The sequence below is a fragment of the Gordonia malaquae NBRC 108250 genome (assembly GCF_000344135.1).
In the GTDB taxonomy this organism is placed as follows: domain Bacteria; phylum Actinomycetota; class Actinomycetes; order Mycobacteriales; family Mycobacteriaceae; genus Gordonia; species Gordonia malaquae.
This window is the reverse complement of the sequence record NZ_BAOP01000002.1, coordinates 147,331-165,277: the sequence shown is the minus strand read 5'-3', so window position 1 is coordinate 165,277 and position 17,947 is coordinate 147,331. Positions and strand designations below refer to the sequence as shown.

At 68.6% G+C, this 17,947-nt stretch carries 1 protein-coding gene (cut by a window edge); it reads left to right on the top strand.

All coding sequences use genetic code 11. The features are described 5' to 3' along the window. On the top strand, window positions 1-17,947 hold the 3' portion of the coding sequence (locus GM1_RS01455) for a non-ribosomal peptide synthase/polyketide synthase (RefSeq protein WP_040519235.1). Its footprint begins 21,932 nt before the window's first position; 17,947 of the gene's 39,879 nt are visible here — the last part of the coding sequence; its start codon lies off the left edge, out of view; its stop codon occupies window positions 17,945-17,947.

Sequence of the window (17,947 nt, the reverse complement as noted above, 5' to 3'; positions counted from 1 at the left end):
CGATCACCAGCACCTGGGACTTCCGGAGATTGTGGCTGCAGCCGACGCCGTGATCGGATTCGACACTCTCACCGTCCACGAGTCGTACCCCGTCGACGCCGACTCGCTGTCGACGGCCGATGCGGCGCTGACCGGCGGACTGGATATCCGCCATGCACAGTTCAGCGACGCGACGCACTACCCGCTGACGATGTTGACGGCGCCCTACGAGGACGGGTACGTCGTCAAGATCAAGTACCTTCCGTCCGCGTTCGACCGCGACCAGGCTCAGACGTTGGTCGATGCAGTGGTCCGTGTGCTGCACCATGTTGCCGCAGACCCGCACGCGGACCTCGTCGATATCGATCTCACCACCGCGGATGAGAAGGATGCGTTGATCGCCGCGGCGAGCGGCTCGGTCGTCGACATCGTTGAGGAGTCGGTTGCCGACGCCGTCGCAGCTCAGATCGTCGAGACTCCCGACGCGACCGCGGTGATGTTCGAAGAGCGGGAAGTCTCGTACGCCGAACTCGGCGACCGCGTCAACAGCCTCGCCCGCGACCTCATCGCCCTAGGCGTGGGACCCGACGTCGCAGTCGGCGTGTGCATGGACAGGAGCGTCGAGATGATCGTCGCCGTGCATGCGGTCGTCACGGCGGGTGGACAGTACGTGCCGATCGACACCCAAGCACCGACCGACCGTGTGCGGTTCATGCTCGAAACGTCCGCTGCGCGAGTGCTCCTGGTCGACTCGACCGCGTCACCGGTCGATGCGGTCTCCGCCGCTGCTGAACTGGGCATCCGGATGGTCCGCGTCGACTCGTCGGGCCCCGTCCTCACGTCGAGTCCCGTCACAGCCTCCGAGCGCCGCGGAACGATCATGCCGGACACGGCGCTCTACACTCTCTTCACCTCGGGTTCCACGGGGCAGCCCAAGGGCGTGACGGTCTCCCACAGTGCCGTGCTCAACCGACTGCGCTGGGGTCTGTCCGCGTTCGCGTGGACGGCGGGAGATCGGATCGTTCAGAAGACGCCGTACACGTTCGACGTGTCCGTGCCCGAGCTCTTCGGTCCGCTCATGGCAGGCTCGGCCGTGGTGGTCGCGTCGCCGGGCGGTCACGCTGACCCGAGGTACATCGCGTCGCTCATCGCGACGTCGTCGGCCACATCTGTTCATTTCGTGCCGTCGATGCTGTCGGTGTTCCTCGACGTCGTCGACGCGGAGACGCTCGGTTCGCTGACCTCACTCAAGTGGCTCTTCGCTTCCGGAGAAGCGCTTCCCCCGGCGACGGTCGCCGCCGCACACCGACTTCTTCCGCATGTCGAGATCCACAACCTGTTTGGCCCCACTGAGGCTGCGGTCGAGGTGAGCTGGGACGACGTATCCGATGCGCCGGCACTCGTCACCATCGGCAACCCCGTGTGGAACACCTCCCTGCTGGTGCTCGACGCGCGACTTCGGCCGGTCCCGCAGGGTGTGCCAGGCGAGCTGTACCTGGGCGGACGCCAGCTTGCTCGCGCATACGCGGGCCGCCCGGACCTCACCGCGGAACGGTTCGTCGCCGACCCGTTCGGCGAACCGGGCGATCGCCTCTACCGCACGGGTGACCTCGTGCGTCGTACGAGCGACGGCAAGGTGGAGTACCTCGGGCGAACCGACTTCCAAGTCAAACTCCGCGGCCAGCGGATCGAACTCGGCGAGATCGAGTCGGTCATCGCGGGAGCGGACGGCGTGGTGCACGCTGCGGCGACAGTCGCCAGCGCGCCGGGCGGCGGTGAACACCTGGTCGCGTACGCGTCGCCGTCGACCGTCGACCTCCAGGCGGTCCAGGCGGAGATCGCTGCGGCACTACCCGAATACATGCGTCCCACCGTGTGGATGCTGATCGACGACGTGGTCCTCAACTCCGCGGGCAAACTCGACCGCCGTGCTCTGCCGGAGCCGGTCTTCGCCGCGACAGCCGATGAGATGGTCGCCCCGTCGACCGACGCCGAACGCAAGGTCGCGAGACTGTTCGAGGAGATCCTCGGACTCTCCGAGATCAGCGTGACGTCGTCCTTCTTCGAACTCGGTGGCAACTCGCTTTCGGCGACCCGGATCGCCGCGCGTGTCGAGGAGGTGCTCGACGTCGAGGTCTCCGTCCGTGACGTGTTCGACACACCGACGGTGCGGGACCTCGTGAACGCACTCGCCGGTCGCACCGCAGCGTTGCCGCCGGTGACCGCGGTGGTCCCGCGGCCGGATGTGATTCCGTTGTCGTTCGCGCAGACTCGCATGTGGTTCATCAACCGCCTCGAACCCGAGTCGCCGGTGTACAACCTGCCGGCCGTGCTGCGCATTCGCGGAGCACTGGACGTCGACGCGCTGTACGCAGCGGTGATCGACGTCGTCGGCCGACACGAGGTGCTGCGCACGACTTTCCCCGATGTCGACGGAGTTCCACGTCAGGACATTGCACGCAAGTCGGCGGTCGCCGCGCGCTTGGACTGGGCGATCGTCGACTCGCAGGCCGAGATCCAGGCTGCGGCGATGGAGGGCTTCGACCTCGTCGCACAGTGGCCGGTCCGTGTCCGGGTGTGGGAGATCTCGTCGAGCGAATTCGTTCTCGCCGTCATCACCCACCACATCGCGTCTGACGGCGAGTCGCAGTTGCCACTCGTCAGCGACCTGTTGACCGCGTACATGGCACGCGTCGACGACGAGGCCCCGGCATTCACGCCGCTGCCCGTCCAATACGCCGACGTCGCCCTGTGGCAGCACGACGTCCTCGGATCACCTGAGGACGGCGACTCGGTGGTCCACCGTCAACTCGACTACTGGCGTGATCGCCTGGCCGGCCTGCCCGACGTACTGGACCTGCCCACAGATAGGGCCCGGCCGCAGATCGCGACCCACGACGGGCGCAGCCTTCGGTTCGAGATCCCCGGGGAGATCGGTGATCGACTGGAAGCGGTGGCGAAGGCTCGTGGTGCGACGCCGTTCATGGTCCTGCACGCAGCGTTGGCGGTAGTTCTGGCGCGGCTGTCGGCGACCGACGACATCGCCGTCGCGACACCCGTCGCCGGACGCGGTCAGCGTGAACTCGACGCGCTCGTCGGGATGTTCATCAACACTCTCGTGTTGCGTGCGACAGTCGACCCCGGGATGTCGTTCGACGAACTCGTCGATCAGGTTCGGGCGTCCGACCTCGATGCATTCGCCCACTCCGACGTCCCGTTCGAATCGGTCGTCGACGCGGTCGACCCGGTCCGCAGCGAGGCGTTCGCGCCGCTCGCACAGGTGATCCTGTCGTTCGCTCCGGGAGCATCCGTCACCGATGTGGATCTGTCGGTCGCGGGCCTGGACATCGAACCGGTCGAGACCGAGCACCTGCCGGCGCAGGTCGACCTGTACATCACGGTCTCGCCTCGCGACGGCGGTGACTGGGCCGGATCGATCACCTTTGCAACGGACCTGTTCGACACTTCCACGGTCGAGCAGTTCAATCGGCGCTTCGTCGCCGCACTCGACGGCTTGACCGCCGCACCGGCCGCGGCCGTGGGCGACGTGTCGCTGCTGACCGAGGCGGATCTGGCTGCGGAGGCGGCGCTGGAGTGGGGTTCGGAGAGGGGACTGCCCGCGATCGCGTCGATTCCGGAGGCGGTTGCGGCGCAGATCGCGCGGACCCCGGACGCCACCGCGCTGGTGTTCGGCGACCGCGAGGTGACGTACCGCGAGTTCGGCGACCGAGTGAACTCTTTGGCGGCGGAGCTTGTGGCGGCGGGCGTCGGCCCGGATGTGGCGGTCGCGCTGTGCATTCCGCGTTCGGTGGAGATGATGGTCGCCATTCACGCGATCCTCGCGGCGGGCGGCCAGTACGTGCCGGTCGACACGGCGGTGCCGGGTGATCGTGCCGAGTACATGCTGACCACTGCCGACGCCAAGCTGCTGCTCGTCGCCGATCCGGTCGACGTGTCGGACGTCGTGTTCGCTGCGGCGTCGAGCGGCGTGCGCCTGGTGCGGGTGGACGCTTCGGGGCCGGTGGATGCGTCGACGCCACCGGTCTCTCGATCGGTCGGTGGTGATTCCGCTGCGTACACGTTGTTCACGTCGGGTTCGACGGGTATGCCGAAGGGTGTGACCTTGTCGCACGAGGCAGTGTTGAACCGCCTGTGGTGGGGACTCGACGAGCTGCCGATCGACGAGACCGATCGGATTCTGCAGAAGACGCCGTACACGTTCGACTGTTCGGTTCCGGAGCTGTTCGCGCCGTTGATCGCCGGCTCGACGCTGGTGGTGTTGAAGGCCGGGGGCCATCTGGAACCGCAGTACGTGGCGTCGGAGATCGCTCGCACGCGGGCGACGATGGCGCATTTTGTTCCGTCGATGCTGTCGGTGTTCCTCGAGGTTGTCGGAGCCGAGCGGATTCGTGAGTTGGATTCGGTGCGGATCGTCTCCTGCACGGGTGAGGCGTTGCCTCCGTCGATGGCGGCGCAGGTTCGTGAGATCTGGCCGGACATCGACTTCTACAACCTGTACGGGCCGACCGAGGCAGCCGTGGAGATCACGTACGAGAAGATCGGTGCGATCTCGGCGGACGACCCGACGGTGCCGATCGGTGTGCCGATGTGGAACTCGTCTGCGGTCGTGCTGGACTCGCGTCTGCGGCGGGTGCCGACGGGTGTTCCGGGAGAGTTGTATCTCGGAGGCGTCCAGTTGGCCCGCGGGTACGCTGCGCGTGGTGGGTTGACTGCGGAGCGTTTTGTCGCCGACCCGTTCGGTGAGCCGGGTGCACGCCTGTACCGCACGGGCGACCTCGTGCGCCGGTTGGCAGACGGTGGGCTCGAGTACCTGGGCCGTACGGACTTCCAGGTGAAGCTGCGGGGTCAGCGCATCGAGCTCGGGGAGATCGAGGCCGTGGTGGCCAGTGCGCCGGGAGTGGTGCACGCGGCGGTGACGGTCGCGGCGGCTCCGGGCGGAGGTGAGCATCTCGTCGCGTACGTCGCGGGTGCTCAGGGCCAGCATGTTTACGTCGACGGAGTCAAGGCCACGGCGGCGAAGGCACTGCCTGCGTACATGGTGCCGACAGTGTGGATGGTGCTTGACGACATCACGTTGAACACGGCCGGCAAGATCGACCGCAAGGCGTTGCCTGCACCCGAGTTCGGGTCGTTGGACGCGGAGTATGTCGCCCCTGCATCGGAGGTGGAGGCTGCGGTCGCGCAGGCGTTCGCCGATGTCCTCGGTGTGGACAAGGTGTCGGTGACGGACGACTTCTTCGACGTCGGCGGTAACTCGTTGTCGGCGATGCGTCTGGTGGCGCGCGCAGGCGCGGCACTCGGCGTGGAACTGTCGGTGCGTGATCTGTTCGACGCCCCGTCGGTGCGTGAACTGGTCGAAGCGTCGGGCGGCAAGTCGGCTGCACTGGCGCCGATCGTCGCGGTGGACCCGCGACCGGACGTGATCCCGCTGTCGTTCGCGCAACGCCGGATGTGGTTCATCAACCAGCTCGACACCGACTCGCCCGCCTACAACCTGCCGTCCGTGCTGCGCGTGCGCGGGGAGTTCGACCCCGACACGTTGCACGTCGCAGTCCTCGACCTGGTGGCGCGGCACGAGTCGTTGCGGACCACCTTCCCGGCAGTCGACGGCGAGCCGCGACAGAAGATCGCCAGGGCGTCGGCGGTAGCCGCGCGTCTGGACTGGGGCATCGTCGACTCGCTCGCCGAGATCGAAGAGGCGGCGGCCACCGGCTTCGACGTGACACGCCAGTTCCCGATTCGCGTGAGGGTGTCGGAGATCGCTCCGGATGAGCACGTGCTCGCACTGATCACTCACCACATCGCCTCCGACGGCGAGTCGATGACCCCGATGATCACCGACCTGGTGACCGCCTACCTGGCACGCGTCGAGGACGCCGAACCGCAGTTCGCTCCGTTGACCATCCAGTACGCGGATTACGCGCTCTGGCAACAGGATCAGCTCGGCTCACCCGACGATCCGAACTCGGTCGTCGGGCAGCAGCTCGCACACTGGCAGGGACGCCTCGCGGGCCTGCCCGACCTGGTGGAGCTGCCCGCGGACCGGCCACGTCCGGCGGTGGCCAGCCGCCGCGGCGACAACGTCCGATTCGAGATTCCGGCGGACGTCGCCGCGAGGATCGCTGAACGTGCCCACGAGCACGGGGCGACGCCGTTCATGGTGGTGCACGCCGCACTCGCTGCGATGGTCGCCCGGCTGACCGCGCAGGACGACATCGCGATCGGGACACCGATCGCCGGTCGCGGCCACGCCGAACTCGACCCGCTGATCGGCATGTTCGTCAACACCTTGGTGCTGCGCACACTCGTCGAAGGCAACGGCAGCTTCGCCGAGTTGCTCTCGGCGGCGAAGAACGCCGACCTGGACGCGTTCGCGAACGCCGACGTCCCGTTCGAGACGATCGTCGACGCTGTGAACCCCGCGCGGTCGGACGCCTTCGCGGCGTTCAGCCAGGTGTGGCTCACCTTCGACCAGTCGACCCTGCCGGAGATGGCGGGAGCGAACCTCGCAGCCGGTGAGATCGGCGGCCTCGCCGTCGAACCGGTCGACACCGGGGTGAACCCGGCCCGCGTCGACCTCCTGGTTTCGATTGCACAGGGCGCCGACGGCGAGGGATGGCAGGGCGCGATGCGCTATGCCACCGACCTGTACTACGCGTCGACCGTTCAGCGGTTCGCCGACTATCTGGTGAGCATCCTCGACGCGGCACTGGCCGACCCGAGTCTTCCGGTCGGCGATCTGCCACTGGTGGAACTCGACCGCGGCGCCGTGCCGTCCGCCGTCACGCCGGTCGCGGCGAACCCGGGGCGCGAGTACCGGGTGACCGATCCGCTCGACGGCGCACCGGGCGCCCCGAACGGCGCCACGGGGCCGATGGTCGTCAGCGGCCTCTCCACCGAGCCGGTTCTGCTCCGCGACATGTTCGCGCGTGCAGCAGCCGAGTTCGCGTCGCGACAGGCCGTCGTGGACGCGACGGGGATGGTGCTCACCTACTCCGATCTTGATGCACGATCGAACCAGCTCGCACGATGGCTGATCGGCAAGGGCGTCGGCACCGAATCGCTCGTGGCACTCGCCATCTCGCGGTCCGTCGACCTGCTGACCGCCATCTGGGCGGTCGCCAAGACCGGCGGCGGTTACGTTCCCGTCGATCCGACCTATCCGGCCGATCGTGTGCAGGCGATGATCGAGGATTCCGGCGCGATGCTCGGGCTCGCAGTCGCCGCGTCCGGCGACCTTCCGGACGAGGGCTTCGACTGGCTGCGCCTCGACTCCACCGAGGTCGTGGACGCGATCGACAGCGCGTCCACGGCATCGATCACCGACGCGGAGACCATCGCGCCGGTTCGGATTCACAACACCGCCTACGTGATCTACACATCGGGATCCACGGGCCGCCCGAAGGGCGTCGCCGTGACCCACGCGGGCCTGGCGAACTTCGCAGAAGAGGAGCGTCGCCGCTCGAGCGCCGACGAATACGCACGAGTCCTCGGCTTCGCGTCGCCGAGCTTCGACGCGTCGGTCCTCGAGTACCTGCTCGCCACCGTCTCCGGAGGTGTGCTGATCTATCGGCCCGACGACGCCGTCGGCGGACCGGTCCTGCAGGACTTCATGATGAGGCAGGCCGTCACACACACGTTCCTGACCCCGACGGTCCTCTCGACCCTGGAATCGGCGGGCCTGCCCGCGCTGCGCGTCGTGTACGCCGGCGGTGAAGCCGTCCCGGCCGCGCTGCGCGACGAATGGTCGCAGATGCGTCGGATCCAGAACCTGTACGGGCCCACCGAGACCACCATCGGTGTCACCATCAGCGAACCGATGCAGCCGGGCACACCGGTCTACCTCGGCGGCCCGATCAACGGTGTGGGTCTGCTGATCCTCGACAACCGCCTCAAGCCGGTCCCGGTCGGGGTACCCGGCGAGCTGTACGTGGTCGGCAACGCGGTGTCACGCGGCTACCTGGACCATCCGGGCCTCACCGCGGTCCGGTTCGTCGCCAACCCCTACGGCGTTCCCGGCGACCGGATGTACCGCACGGGCGACGTGGTCCGGTGGCGCAAGGGTGACACCGGCCAGATGGTCATCGAGTACTCGGGCCGCAGCGACGACCAGGTGAAGCTGCGCGGTCTGCGCATCGAGCTCGGCGAGATCGAGGCCGTCATGGCCTCGCATCAGGCCGTCGACTCCGCAGTAGTCGTCGGAGTAGGAGGCTCGGTCGCGACCGCACTCGCCGGGTACGTCGTCCCCCGAACGTCGAGTGCAGTCGAGACGATTGATGTCGCGGAGCTGAAGGACTTCCTGTCCGAACGACTCCCGTCGCACATGGTGCCCGCATCGATCACGGTCCTCGACGCACTGCCGTTGACGCCGGTCGGAAAGCTCGACAAGCGGGCGCTGCCCGCGCCGGTGATCGAGGCGGCCGTCTACGTAGCACCCGCGACCGACGCCGAACGGGCGGTCGCCGCCGTGTACGCCGACCTCCTCGGCACCGACCAGGTGTCGGTCACGGAGAGCTTCTTCGACCTCGGCGGCAACTCACTGTCGGCCACGCGAGTCGCGGCTCGCGTCTCCGACGCCCTCGACGTCGAGGTGTCGATCCGCGACGTGTTCGACGCACCGAGCGCTCGTGAACTCGCCGCAGCCGTCGCAGGTCACGGTTCCGCATTGCCGCCGGTGACAGTCGTCGACCCGCGACCGGAACAGGTACCCCTGTCGTACGCGCAGCAGCGCATGTGGTTCATCAACCAGTTCGACCCGAGCCTGCCGACGTACAACGTTCCGATCGCCCTCCGACTGTCCGGACCACTCGACGTCGATGCACTGCACGCGGCGTTCACCGACGTCGTCGATCGTCACGAGGTGTTGCGGACTACCTTCCCGGCCCTCGACGGTGTGCCGTACCAGCAGATTCACCCCGCCGGTGCGGGTCTCGACTGGGCCGTCGTCGACGGTCGTGACGGCATCGAGGCGGCTGTCTCGACGGGATTCGACGTGTCTGTCGACCTGCCGCTGAGGGCACGGATCTGGGCGGCTGCGGAGAACGAGCACGTCCTCGCAGTGGTCGCCCACCACATCGCGGCCGACGGCGAGTCGATGGCGCCGTTGATCACCGATGCCGTGATCGCCTACCTCGCACGGGTGGGCGGCCGTGCCCCCGAATTCGCGCCGTTGCAGGTGCAGTTCGCCGACTACGCGATCTGGCAGCGTGAAGTCCTCGGCTCCACCGCCGACGCGGACTCGGTGCTCGGCCGTCAGCTCGCGTACTGGACTGAGCGTCTCGCCGGGCTGCCGGACGTGCTCGAACTACCGTCCGACCGTCCGCGTCCGGCGGTGGCGTCGGAACAGGGCGGCAGCGTCGAGTTCACCGTGCCGGCCGAGGTCGCCGACCGAGTGTTCGACCTGTCCGCGACCACCGGGGCCACCGCCTTCATGGTGGTGCACTCGGCTCTCGCCGCTTTCCTCGCCCGGATGACCGACACCGAGGACATCGCGGTGTCGACACCTGTCGCCGGCCGCGGGCACGCGGCGCTCGACCCGCTCGTGGGCATGTTCGTCAACACCCTCGTACTGCGATCGGTGGTCGACCAACGACAGTCATTCAGCGAGCTGCTCGAACAAGTCCGCGTCGGTGACCTCGACGCCTTCGGAAACGCCGACGTCCCGTTCGAGACGATCGTCGAAGCGATCGATCCGGTGCGCAGCGAGGCGTTCGCGCCCCTCGCACAGGTGATGCTGACGTTCGCCCAGGGCAGCGGCCCGTCGTTCGACGACACCGACGGCGCCCTCGGCGGACTGAGCATCGCGCCGGTCGAAGACATCGTCCCGCCGGCGAAACTCGACCTCGCCGTGAATCTGGCCGTCGCCGAAGACGGTGAGGACTGGGCGGCGTCGTTCACATATGCCACCGATCTGTTCGACGAGTCCACCATGGAGGAGCTCGCGACCCGATTCGTCGCACTGCTCACCGAACTGACCGCCGATCCGGAGTCGCCGATCGGCGACGCCCCGCTGATCCCGCTCGACGAGCAGCGCGCCATCGCCGACGCGTCGTGGGGTGAGATCGTCGACGTCCCGGCGTTCGCGACGATCGGCGACGCCGTCGCCGCGCAGATCGCGGCGACACAGGACGCCGTCGCGCTCGCCTTCGACGGACGTGAGGTCTCGTACGGGGAGTTCGGCGCCCGCGTGAACACCCTGGCGCGGGAACTGACCGCGGCCGGAGTCGGCCCCGACGTCGCCGTGGGCGTGTGCCTGCCGCGGTCGATCGAGATGGTCGTCGCCGTCCACGCGGTGATCGCCGCGGGCGGACAGTACGTGCCCATCGACACGGCAGCCCCCGCCGATCGGGTCGAGTACATGATGTCGACTGCAGGCGCCGCGCTTGTCCTCACCTCGACGGGAGAGGCGCCCGCACCGGTCGCTGGTCTGGCGGGCGTGCCCGTGATCTGCGTCGACGCCTCCGGCCCTGTTCCCGCTGATCCGGGTCCGATCACCGAGTCGTGCGCCGCAGACGACGCCGCGTACACACTCTTCACGTCCGGTTCGACAGGACGGCCGAAGGGCGTGACCGTGTCGCACCGCGCCGTTCTCAACCGTCTGTGGTGGGGCCTCGACGCGTTCCCATGGGCCGGCACGTCCGACACCTCGGGCGGCGACCGGGTGATCCAGAAGACGCCGTACACCTTCGACGTGTCGGTGCCGGAACTGTTCGGACCGCTCCTGACCGGCGCCACCGTGGTCATCGCGAAGCCGGGCGGTCACACCGACCCCGAGTACATCGCCGATCTCATCGAGGAGACGGCCGCGACGTCGGTGCACTTCGTCCCGTCGATGCTGTCGGTGTTCCTCGACGTCGTCGATTCCGACCGACTGTCCCGACTCACGTCGCTGAAGTGGGTGTTCGCATCGGGTGAGGCGCTGCCGCCCGCGGCGGTCGCCGCAGCCAACGCCGTGTGGCCGCACGTGCAGATCCACAACCTGTTCGGCCCCACCGAAGCGGCCGTCGAGGTCGGCTGGGCCGACGTGTCCGACGTCCCTGCGCTGGTGACGATCGGTCGACCCGCGTGGAACACGTCGATGGTGATCCTCGACTCCCGCCTGCAGCAGGTACCGGTGGGTGTGCCCGGCGAGCTGTACCTCGGCGGCGTTCAGGTGGCGCGCGGCTACGCGGCGCAAGCCGGCCTGACCGCTGAACGCTTCGTCGCCGATCCGTCCGGAGCGCCGGGCTCTCGCCTCTACCGCACCGGCGACCTCGTGCGGCGAGGCCTCGACGGGAACATCGAATACCTCGGCCGTACCGACTTCCAGGTGAAGCTGCGCGGTCAGCGCATCGAGCTGGGTGAGATCGAGTCCGTGCTGGCGAGTGCACCAGGAGTGGTTCACGCAGCCGCGACTGTCGCCACCGCGCCGGGCGGCGGTGAGCATCTCGTCGGGTACCTGTCTCCGTCGACGGTCGACCTCGACGCCGTCCGCGACGTCGTCGACGCGGCACTGCCGGAATACATGCGTCCGTCGGTGTGGTCGCTCATCGACGACGTCGTTCTCGGCTCGGCGGGCAAGCTCGACCGCAAGGCGCTGCCCGAGCCCGACTTCACGACCACGGTCTCCGACTACGTGCCACCCGCGACCACGATCGAAGAGACGCTGGCGTCGATCGTCGGCGGTGTGCTCGGGCTGGAGCGGGTGAGCGTCACCGAGAGCTTCTTCGCACTCGGCGGCGACTCGATCATGTCGATCCAGCTGGCGTCGGCCGCACGCGGTGCGGGCCTGGAGCTGTCGCCACGTGAGATCTTCGAGAACCGCACCGTCCGGGCGATGGCGGCAGCAGTCGCCGACGACTCCGCGCGGCTGCCCGTGCTCGCGGAACTGCCGGGTGGCGGTGCGGGCGACTCGGCGATCCCGTCTGTCGTCTCGTGGATGATCGAGCTCACGGGCGGCACGTCGAGCGCGGTCTCCGCGTACGCCGACCTCTCGCAATCGGCCACGTTGACCGCACCGAAGGGTCTGGACCGCGACGGTCTCGCCGAGGTCGTCGACGCGGTCGTGGCCGCGCACCCGATGCTGGCGGCGCGCCTCACCCCGGCGTGGACGCTCACCGCGGGAGCGGGTGCGGCCTTCACCGACCTCGTCTCCGTCGACCACGCTGTCGGATCGGACGAGTACACCAGTGCTCTGCACGATGCGTTCGCCGCGGCGTCGCGGCGACTCGACCCGACGAGCGGATCGCTCGTGTCGGCGATCGCCGTGATGGACCCGACCGGCGACGGTCGAGTGGTCGTGGTGATCCACCATCTCGGCGTCGACGCCGTCTCGTGGCCGATTCTGATCGAAGACTTCGTGACCGCCTGGGCGCAGCGGGCATCCGGCGTTCCGATCGCGCTGCGTCCAGAGGTGACGTCGGGCCGTGCGTGGTTCGGTGCGATCGCCGCACAGAAGACCGAACGGCTCGTCGAGGCCGATTACTGGCTCGACCGACTCCCGGAGACCGCCACCGACCTCGGGGGCGTCCTCGACCCGGAACGCGACACGATGGGCACCGAACAGTCGGTGATCCACAGGGTGTCGCCGGCCGTCAGTGAAGCGCTGCTGACCACTGTTCCCGAAGCCTTCGGGACTCCCGGCGCACAGGGCAGCGCCAACGATGCGATGCTCGGTGCACTGGCCCGCGCGGTCCGGTCGTGGCAGGCCGACCGCGGCATCGTCGACGACGCGCCCGTCGGGTTCCTCGTCGAGACTCACGGACGCGACGAGGCGATCGTCGCACGCAGCAGCGATCCGCATCGCGCCGACCTGACGCGAACCGCCGGCTGGTTCACCACGATCGCGCCGATCTCGGTCGATCCCGGCGCCGATGCGGCGCACGCGGTGAAGGCGGCGAAGGAGGAACGTCTCGGACAGCCGGACGCCGGAGTCGGATTCGGTCTGCTGCGCTACACCGAGGGCTCTGAACTGGGCGCGCGGCCGTTGCCGAGCATCGGGTTCAACTTCTTCGGCGCAGGCCGCGCCGGATCGTCGTCTGACGAGACACCCGAACCGCTGGCGTTCTCGGGAGCAGTCGACGCGCCGTCGTTCCCGCCGTCCGCGACCGGGACCATGCCCGTCCTGAACGCACTCAGTGTGAACGTCGGGACCGCGGTGGTCTCGGATCCGAGCGGGAATCAGCGAGTGCTCTCGGCGAACTTCTCGTTCCCGTCGGCTCTGCTCGACACCGATGCCGTCGCCGATCTCGCCCGACGCTGGGAGCACGAGCTCGCCGCAGTCGTCGACACGGCTGAGTCCGGTCCCGGACTGTCGCCGTCGGACGTTCCCGGCGTGGCCGTGACACAGGCGGACCTCGACACTCTCGACCTCCGGTTCCCCGGGGCGGCCGTGTGGCCGCTGACGCCGCTGCAACGCGGTTTGGCATTCCAGTCCGAGCTCACCTCTTCGCAGGTCGACGTCTACGTGACGCAAGCGGTCCTGACGCTGGGCGGAAGCTTGGACGTCGAGAAGCTGCGACGTGCTGCGACCGACCTGCTCGCTCACCACCAGGTGCTGCGGACGGGATACGTTCGCACGGAGTCGGGGGAGACCGTCGCCGTCGTCCCCGATCACGTGGACCTGCCGTGGTCGGTGATCGACCTCGACGAGAAGTCGGCCGAGGCCACAGCCGAGCGCGTGAAGGACATCGCGCGCAGACAGCGTCTGCTCCCGTTCGACCTCGAGGCGCCGCCGCTCATCCGGTTCGTCGTGGTCCGTCAGGCAGAAAGCTACAGCTTGGTGGTCACGAACCACCACATCCTGCTCGACGGATGGTCCGGACCCCTGGTCCTCGCCGACGTGCTGGCCTTGTACGTGACCGGGTCGCCGTTCACCGCAGCGGCCGGAACCCCGTCGGATGGTCAGCGGACCGGCTTCGGCGACTACCTCCGGTACATCGCGGACACCGACGAGGAAGCCGGACTCGCGGCCTGGGCGCAGGTCGTCGCACCGCTCGACGACGCGACCCTCGTCGCGGTGGGCGCCGAAGCGTCGTCGGACGCGATGCCTCGCGACCTCACCGCCACCCTCGACGCGGAGGCGACCAAGGCAGTTGAACACTTGGCGCGCGCTCAGGGCGTCACCTTGTCGACGGTGCTGCAGGCGGCCTGGGCCGTTCTGCTGTCGCGGCTCACCGGCAACCGTGTCGTCGCCTTCGGCGAGACGGTGTCGGGTCGTCCGGCGGACCTCGACGGCGTGGAGTCGATCGTCGGCCTGTTCATCAACACATTGCCTGCCGTGGTCGACGTGGATCCGCACGCGAGCGTCGCCCAGGTGCTCGGGCGACTCCAGCAGGCGAAGGTGTCGGTGCTCGACTACCAGCACCTCGGCCTCCCGCAGATCACGGCGCTCACAGGCATGCCGACGCTGTTCAACACGCTCACCGTCCACGAGTCGTACCCGGTGGACAACGAGTCGCTGTCGACCGCAGACGCATCGATGACCGGGGGACTCGAGATCCTCGGCGTCGATGCGACCGATGCGACGCATTACCCGCTGAACCTCGCGACGATGATGTCCGGCGATCTGCTCGCGCTGAAGCTCAAGTACCTGCCGTCGGCGTTCGACGACGAGCAGGCGGCGATGCTGTCGGCCGCAATCGTTCGGATCCTCACGTCGATGGTCGCCGACCCGCAGGCGCTGACATCGTCGATCAGCTTGCTGACCGACGAGCAGGCCGCAGGTCTCACGCCGGTCGGCGGAGGCGACGGCACCGAGCCGGTCCTGTTGGCCGACATGTTCTCCGGGGCGGCCGCAGCCCATCCGGCCCGGGTCGCGGTGACGGACGCCGACGGTGGATCGCTCACCTACGCTCAACTCGACGAACGCTCGAACCGGCTGGCCCGAGCGCTGATCAGCCAGGGTGCGGGCGCGGAGACACTGATCGCACTGGCCATTCCGCGGTCTGTTGAACTGTTCACCGCGGTATGGGCGGTCGCGAAGACCGGCGGCGGGTACGTGCCCATCGACCCGGACTATCCGGCCGACCGCGTCCGCGCGATGGTCGAGGACTCCGGCGCCACGTTCGGTCTGCGGACACCGGCGTCGGGGCAGTTGCCGTCGACGGGCTTCGACTGGTTCGACCTGTCGGGCTTCGACCTCACGGAGCTCGGCGGAGACCCGATCGACTCGAGTGAACTGCTGCGACCGGTCCGGACCGCGAACACCGCGTACGTCATCTACACCTCCGGCTCCACCGGCAGGCCCAAGGGCGTGTCGGTGACGCACTCCGGTCTCGCGAACTTCGGCGCCCAGGAGTCGGTCCGCCTGCGCGCAGGCGATGCACCGGTGGTGCTCGGCTTCGCATCACCGAGTTTCGATGCGTCCGTCCTCGAGTACCTCCTCGCGGTGCGGAACGGCGGCACCCTCGTGTACCGCCCCGCAGACGCCGTAGGCGGTCCCGCGCTCGGCGAGTTCATGGCGGCGCAGAAGATCACGCACACGTTCCTCACACCGACGGTCCTGTCGACCGTCGACGCGTCGACGCTGCCCGATCTGGTGTCGCTCGCGGCCGGTGGTGAAGCGGTCCCGGACGGCGTCGTCGAACAGTGGTCGGCGCACACCGACATCCGCAACCTGTACGGACCCACCGAGACCACGATCGGCATCACGATCAGCGAGCCGATGGCCGCGGGCCGGCCGGTGCGCCTCGGACCTCCGATCGGCGGTGTCGGCCTGCTGGTGCTGGACGCCAACCTGCGTCCGGCGCCCGTCGGCGTGTCCGGCGAACTGTATGTCGCCGGATGTGCGCTGTCGCGCGGTTACCTCGATCGCCCGGGCCTCACCGCCGAACGGTTCGTCGCGAACCCGTTCGGCGAGCCCGGCGACCGCATGTACCGCACCGGTGACGTGGTCCGGTGGGTCGTCGATCGTGCGGGCGCCCTCGTGGTCGAGTACTCGGGTCGCAGCGACGATCAGGTCAAACTGCGTGGTCTGCGTATCGAACTCGGCGAGATCGAAGCGGTCCTGGCGTCGCATCCGTCGGTCGAGACGGCGATCGTCGTCAGCACGGGCGGTTCGGTCGCGACGGCATTGGCGGGCTATGTCGTGGCCTCCACTGACGTCACCGTCGCCGACCTGCGAGACCACCTCGCGACCCGACTGCCCGCCTACATGGTGCCGTCGACGATCACGCTGCTCGACGAGCTGCCCCTCACTCCGGTCGGCAAGCTGGACAAGCGCGCCCTGCCCGAGCCGGAAGTCGTCGTCGAGGAGTCCGTCGCCGCGGCGAACGACACGGAAGCAGCGATCGCCGCGGTGTTCGCCGACGTGCTCGGGATCGACGGTGTGAGTGTCACCGCATCGTTCTTCGATCTCGGCGGCAACTCCCTGTCGGCGACCCGCGTGGCGGGCCGCGTCGGGGAGGCCCTCGGCGTGGACGTGTCGGTGCGCGAAGTGTTCGAGGCGCCGTCGGCCCGCGACCTCGCCGCCGCGGTGGCCGATCGGGCCGCCGCACTCGCCCCGGTCACCGCGATCGTCGACCGACCCGACCGGATTCCGCTGTCGTTCGCGCAGTCGAGGATCTGGTTCATCAGTCAACTCGAACCCGAGGCGCCGACCTACAACATCCCGATCGGCTTGAAACTGACAGGAGACCTGGACGTCGACGCATTGCGCACCGCGATCGGCGACGTCGTGGCGCGACACGAGGTGCTCCGCACGTCGTTCCCGGCACACGAGGGCGAACCGTACCAACGGATCCATCCGGTCGATTCGTCTGCCGCTGTTCCCGACATCGCGATCGTCGACACCCACGAGGAGCTCCTCGCGGCCGCCACCACCGGTTTCGACGTGTCCGGGTCGGTGCCGTTCCGCGTCCGCCTGCAGTCCACGAACGGGGAGTGGATCCTCCTCGCGGTGCTTCATCACCTTCTCGGTGACGGTGAATCCATGCGGCCCCTGGTCACCGACATGGTGACCGCGTACCTCTCGCGCAGTCGAGGTGAGACGCCGCAGTTCACGGACCTGCCCGTCCAGTTCGCCGACTTCGCGATGTGGCAGCACCGGGTACTCGGCGACCCGTCCGACACGGGGTCGGTGATCGGCCGTCAACTCGAGCAGTGGGCGGACCGCCTCGCAGGGGTTCCCGACGTGATCGACCTGCCTGCCGACCGGCCGCGGCCCGCGGTGGCATCCGGGCGAGGGGAGATGGTGAGCGTCGACATCTCCGCGCCCATCGGTGCGAAGGTCGCCGACGTCGCACGCGATCACGGTGTCACCCCGTTCATGGTGGTGCACGCCGCGCTCGCAGTGCTGATGTCCAGGTTGTCGGCAACCGACGACATCACCGTCGCCACGCCGATCGCCGGTCGCGGCCAATCGGTGCTCGACGATCTCGTCGGCATGTTCGCCGGGACGCTGGTGCTCCGCACCGGAGTCGAGCCGGGCATGTCGTTCGCCGACCTGCTCGATGAGGTCCGTGACGTCGACCTGGAAGCGTTCGCGCACGCCGACGTGCCGTTCGAGGCCGTCGTGGAGAGGGTGAACCCGACGAGGTCCCAGGCGTTCTCGCCACTGGCCCAGGTGATGCTGACGATGGTTCAACCGGGCCCCACCGGCCCCGTGTTCAGCGGGGACATCGAGGTGACCCCTCTCGAACCGCTCGCCGTCGCCGCGCAACTCGACCTGCAGTTCGCGGTGGCAGCCGTACCAGGAGGAGACTGGCGGCTGAACCTGGTCTACGCGACCGACCTGTACGACGAGGTCACCGTCACGGCAACCGCCCGACGGTTCGTGGCGCTGCTCGACGCGTTGACCGCGTCGCCGTACGCCCCGGTGGGCGCGGCGCCGCTCCTCGCCGACGGTGAGGCGGACGAACTCGTCGACTGGTCGACGGGAGCACCGTCGCGGGCACGGCCGGAGGTCACCCTCGCCACGATGATCGACCCCCGCCTGACAGACAACCGACCGACCGAGACCGACAAGTGA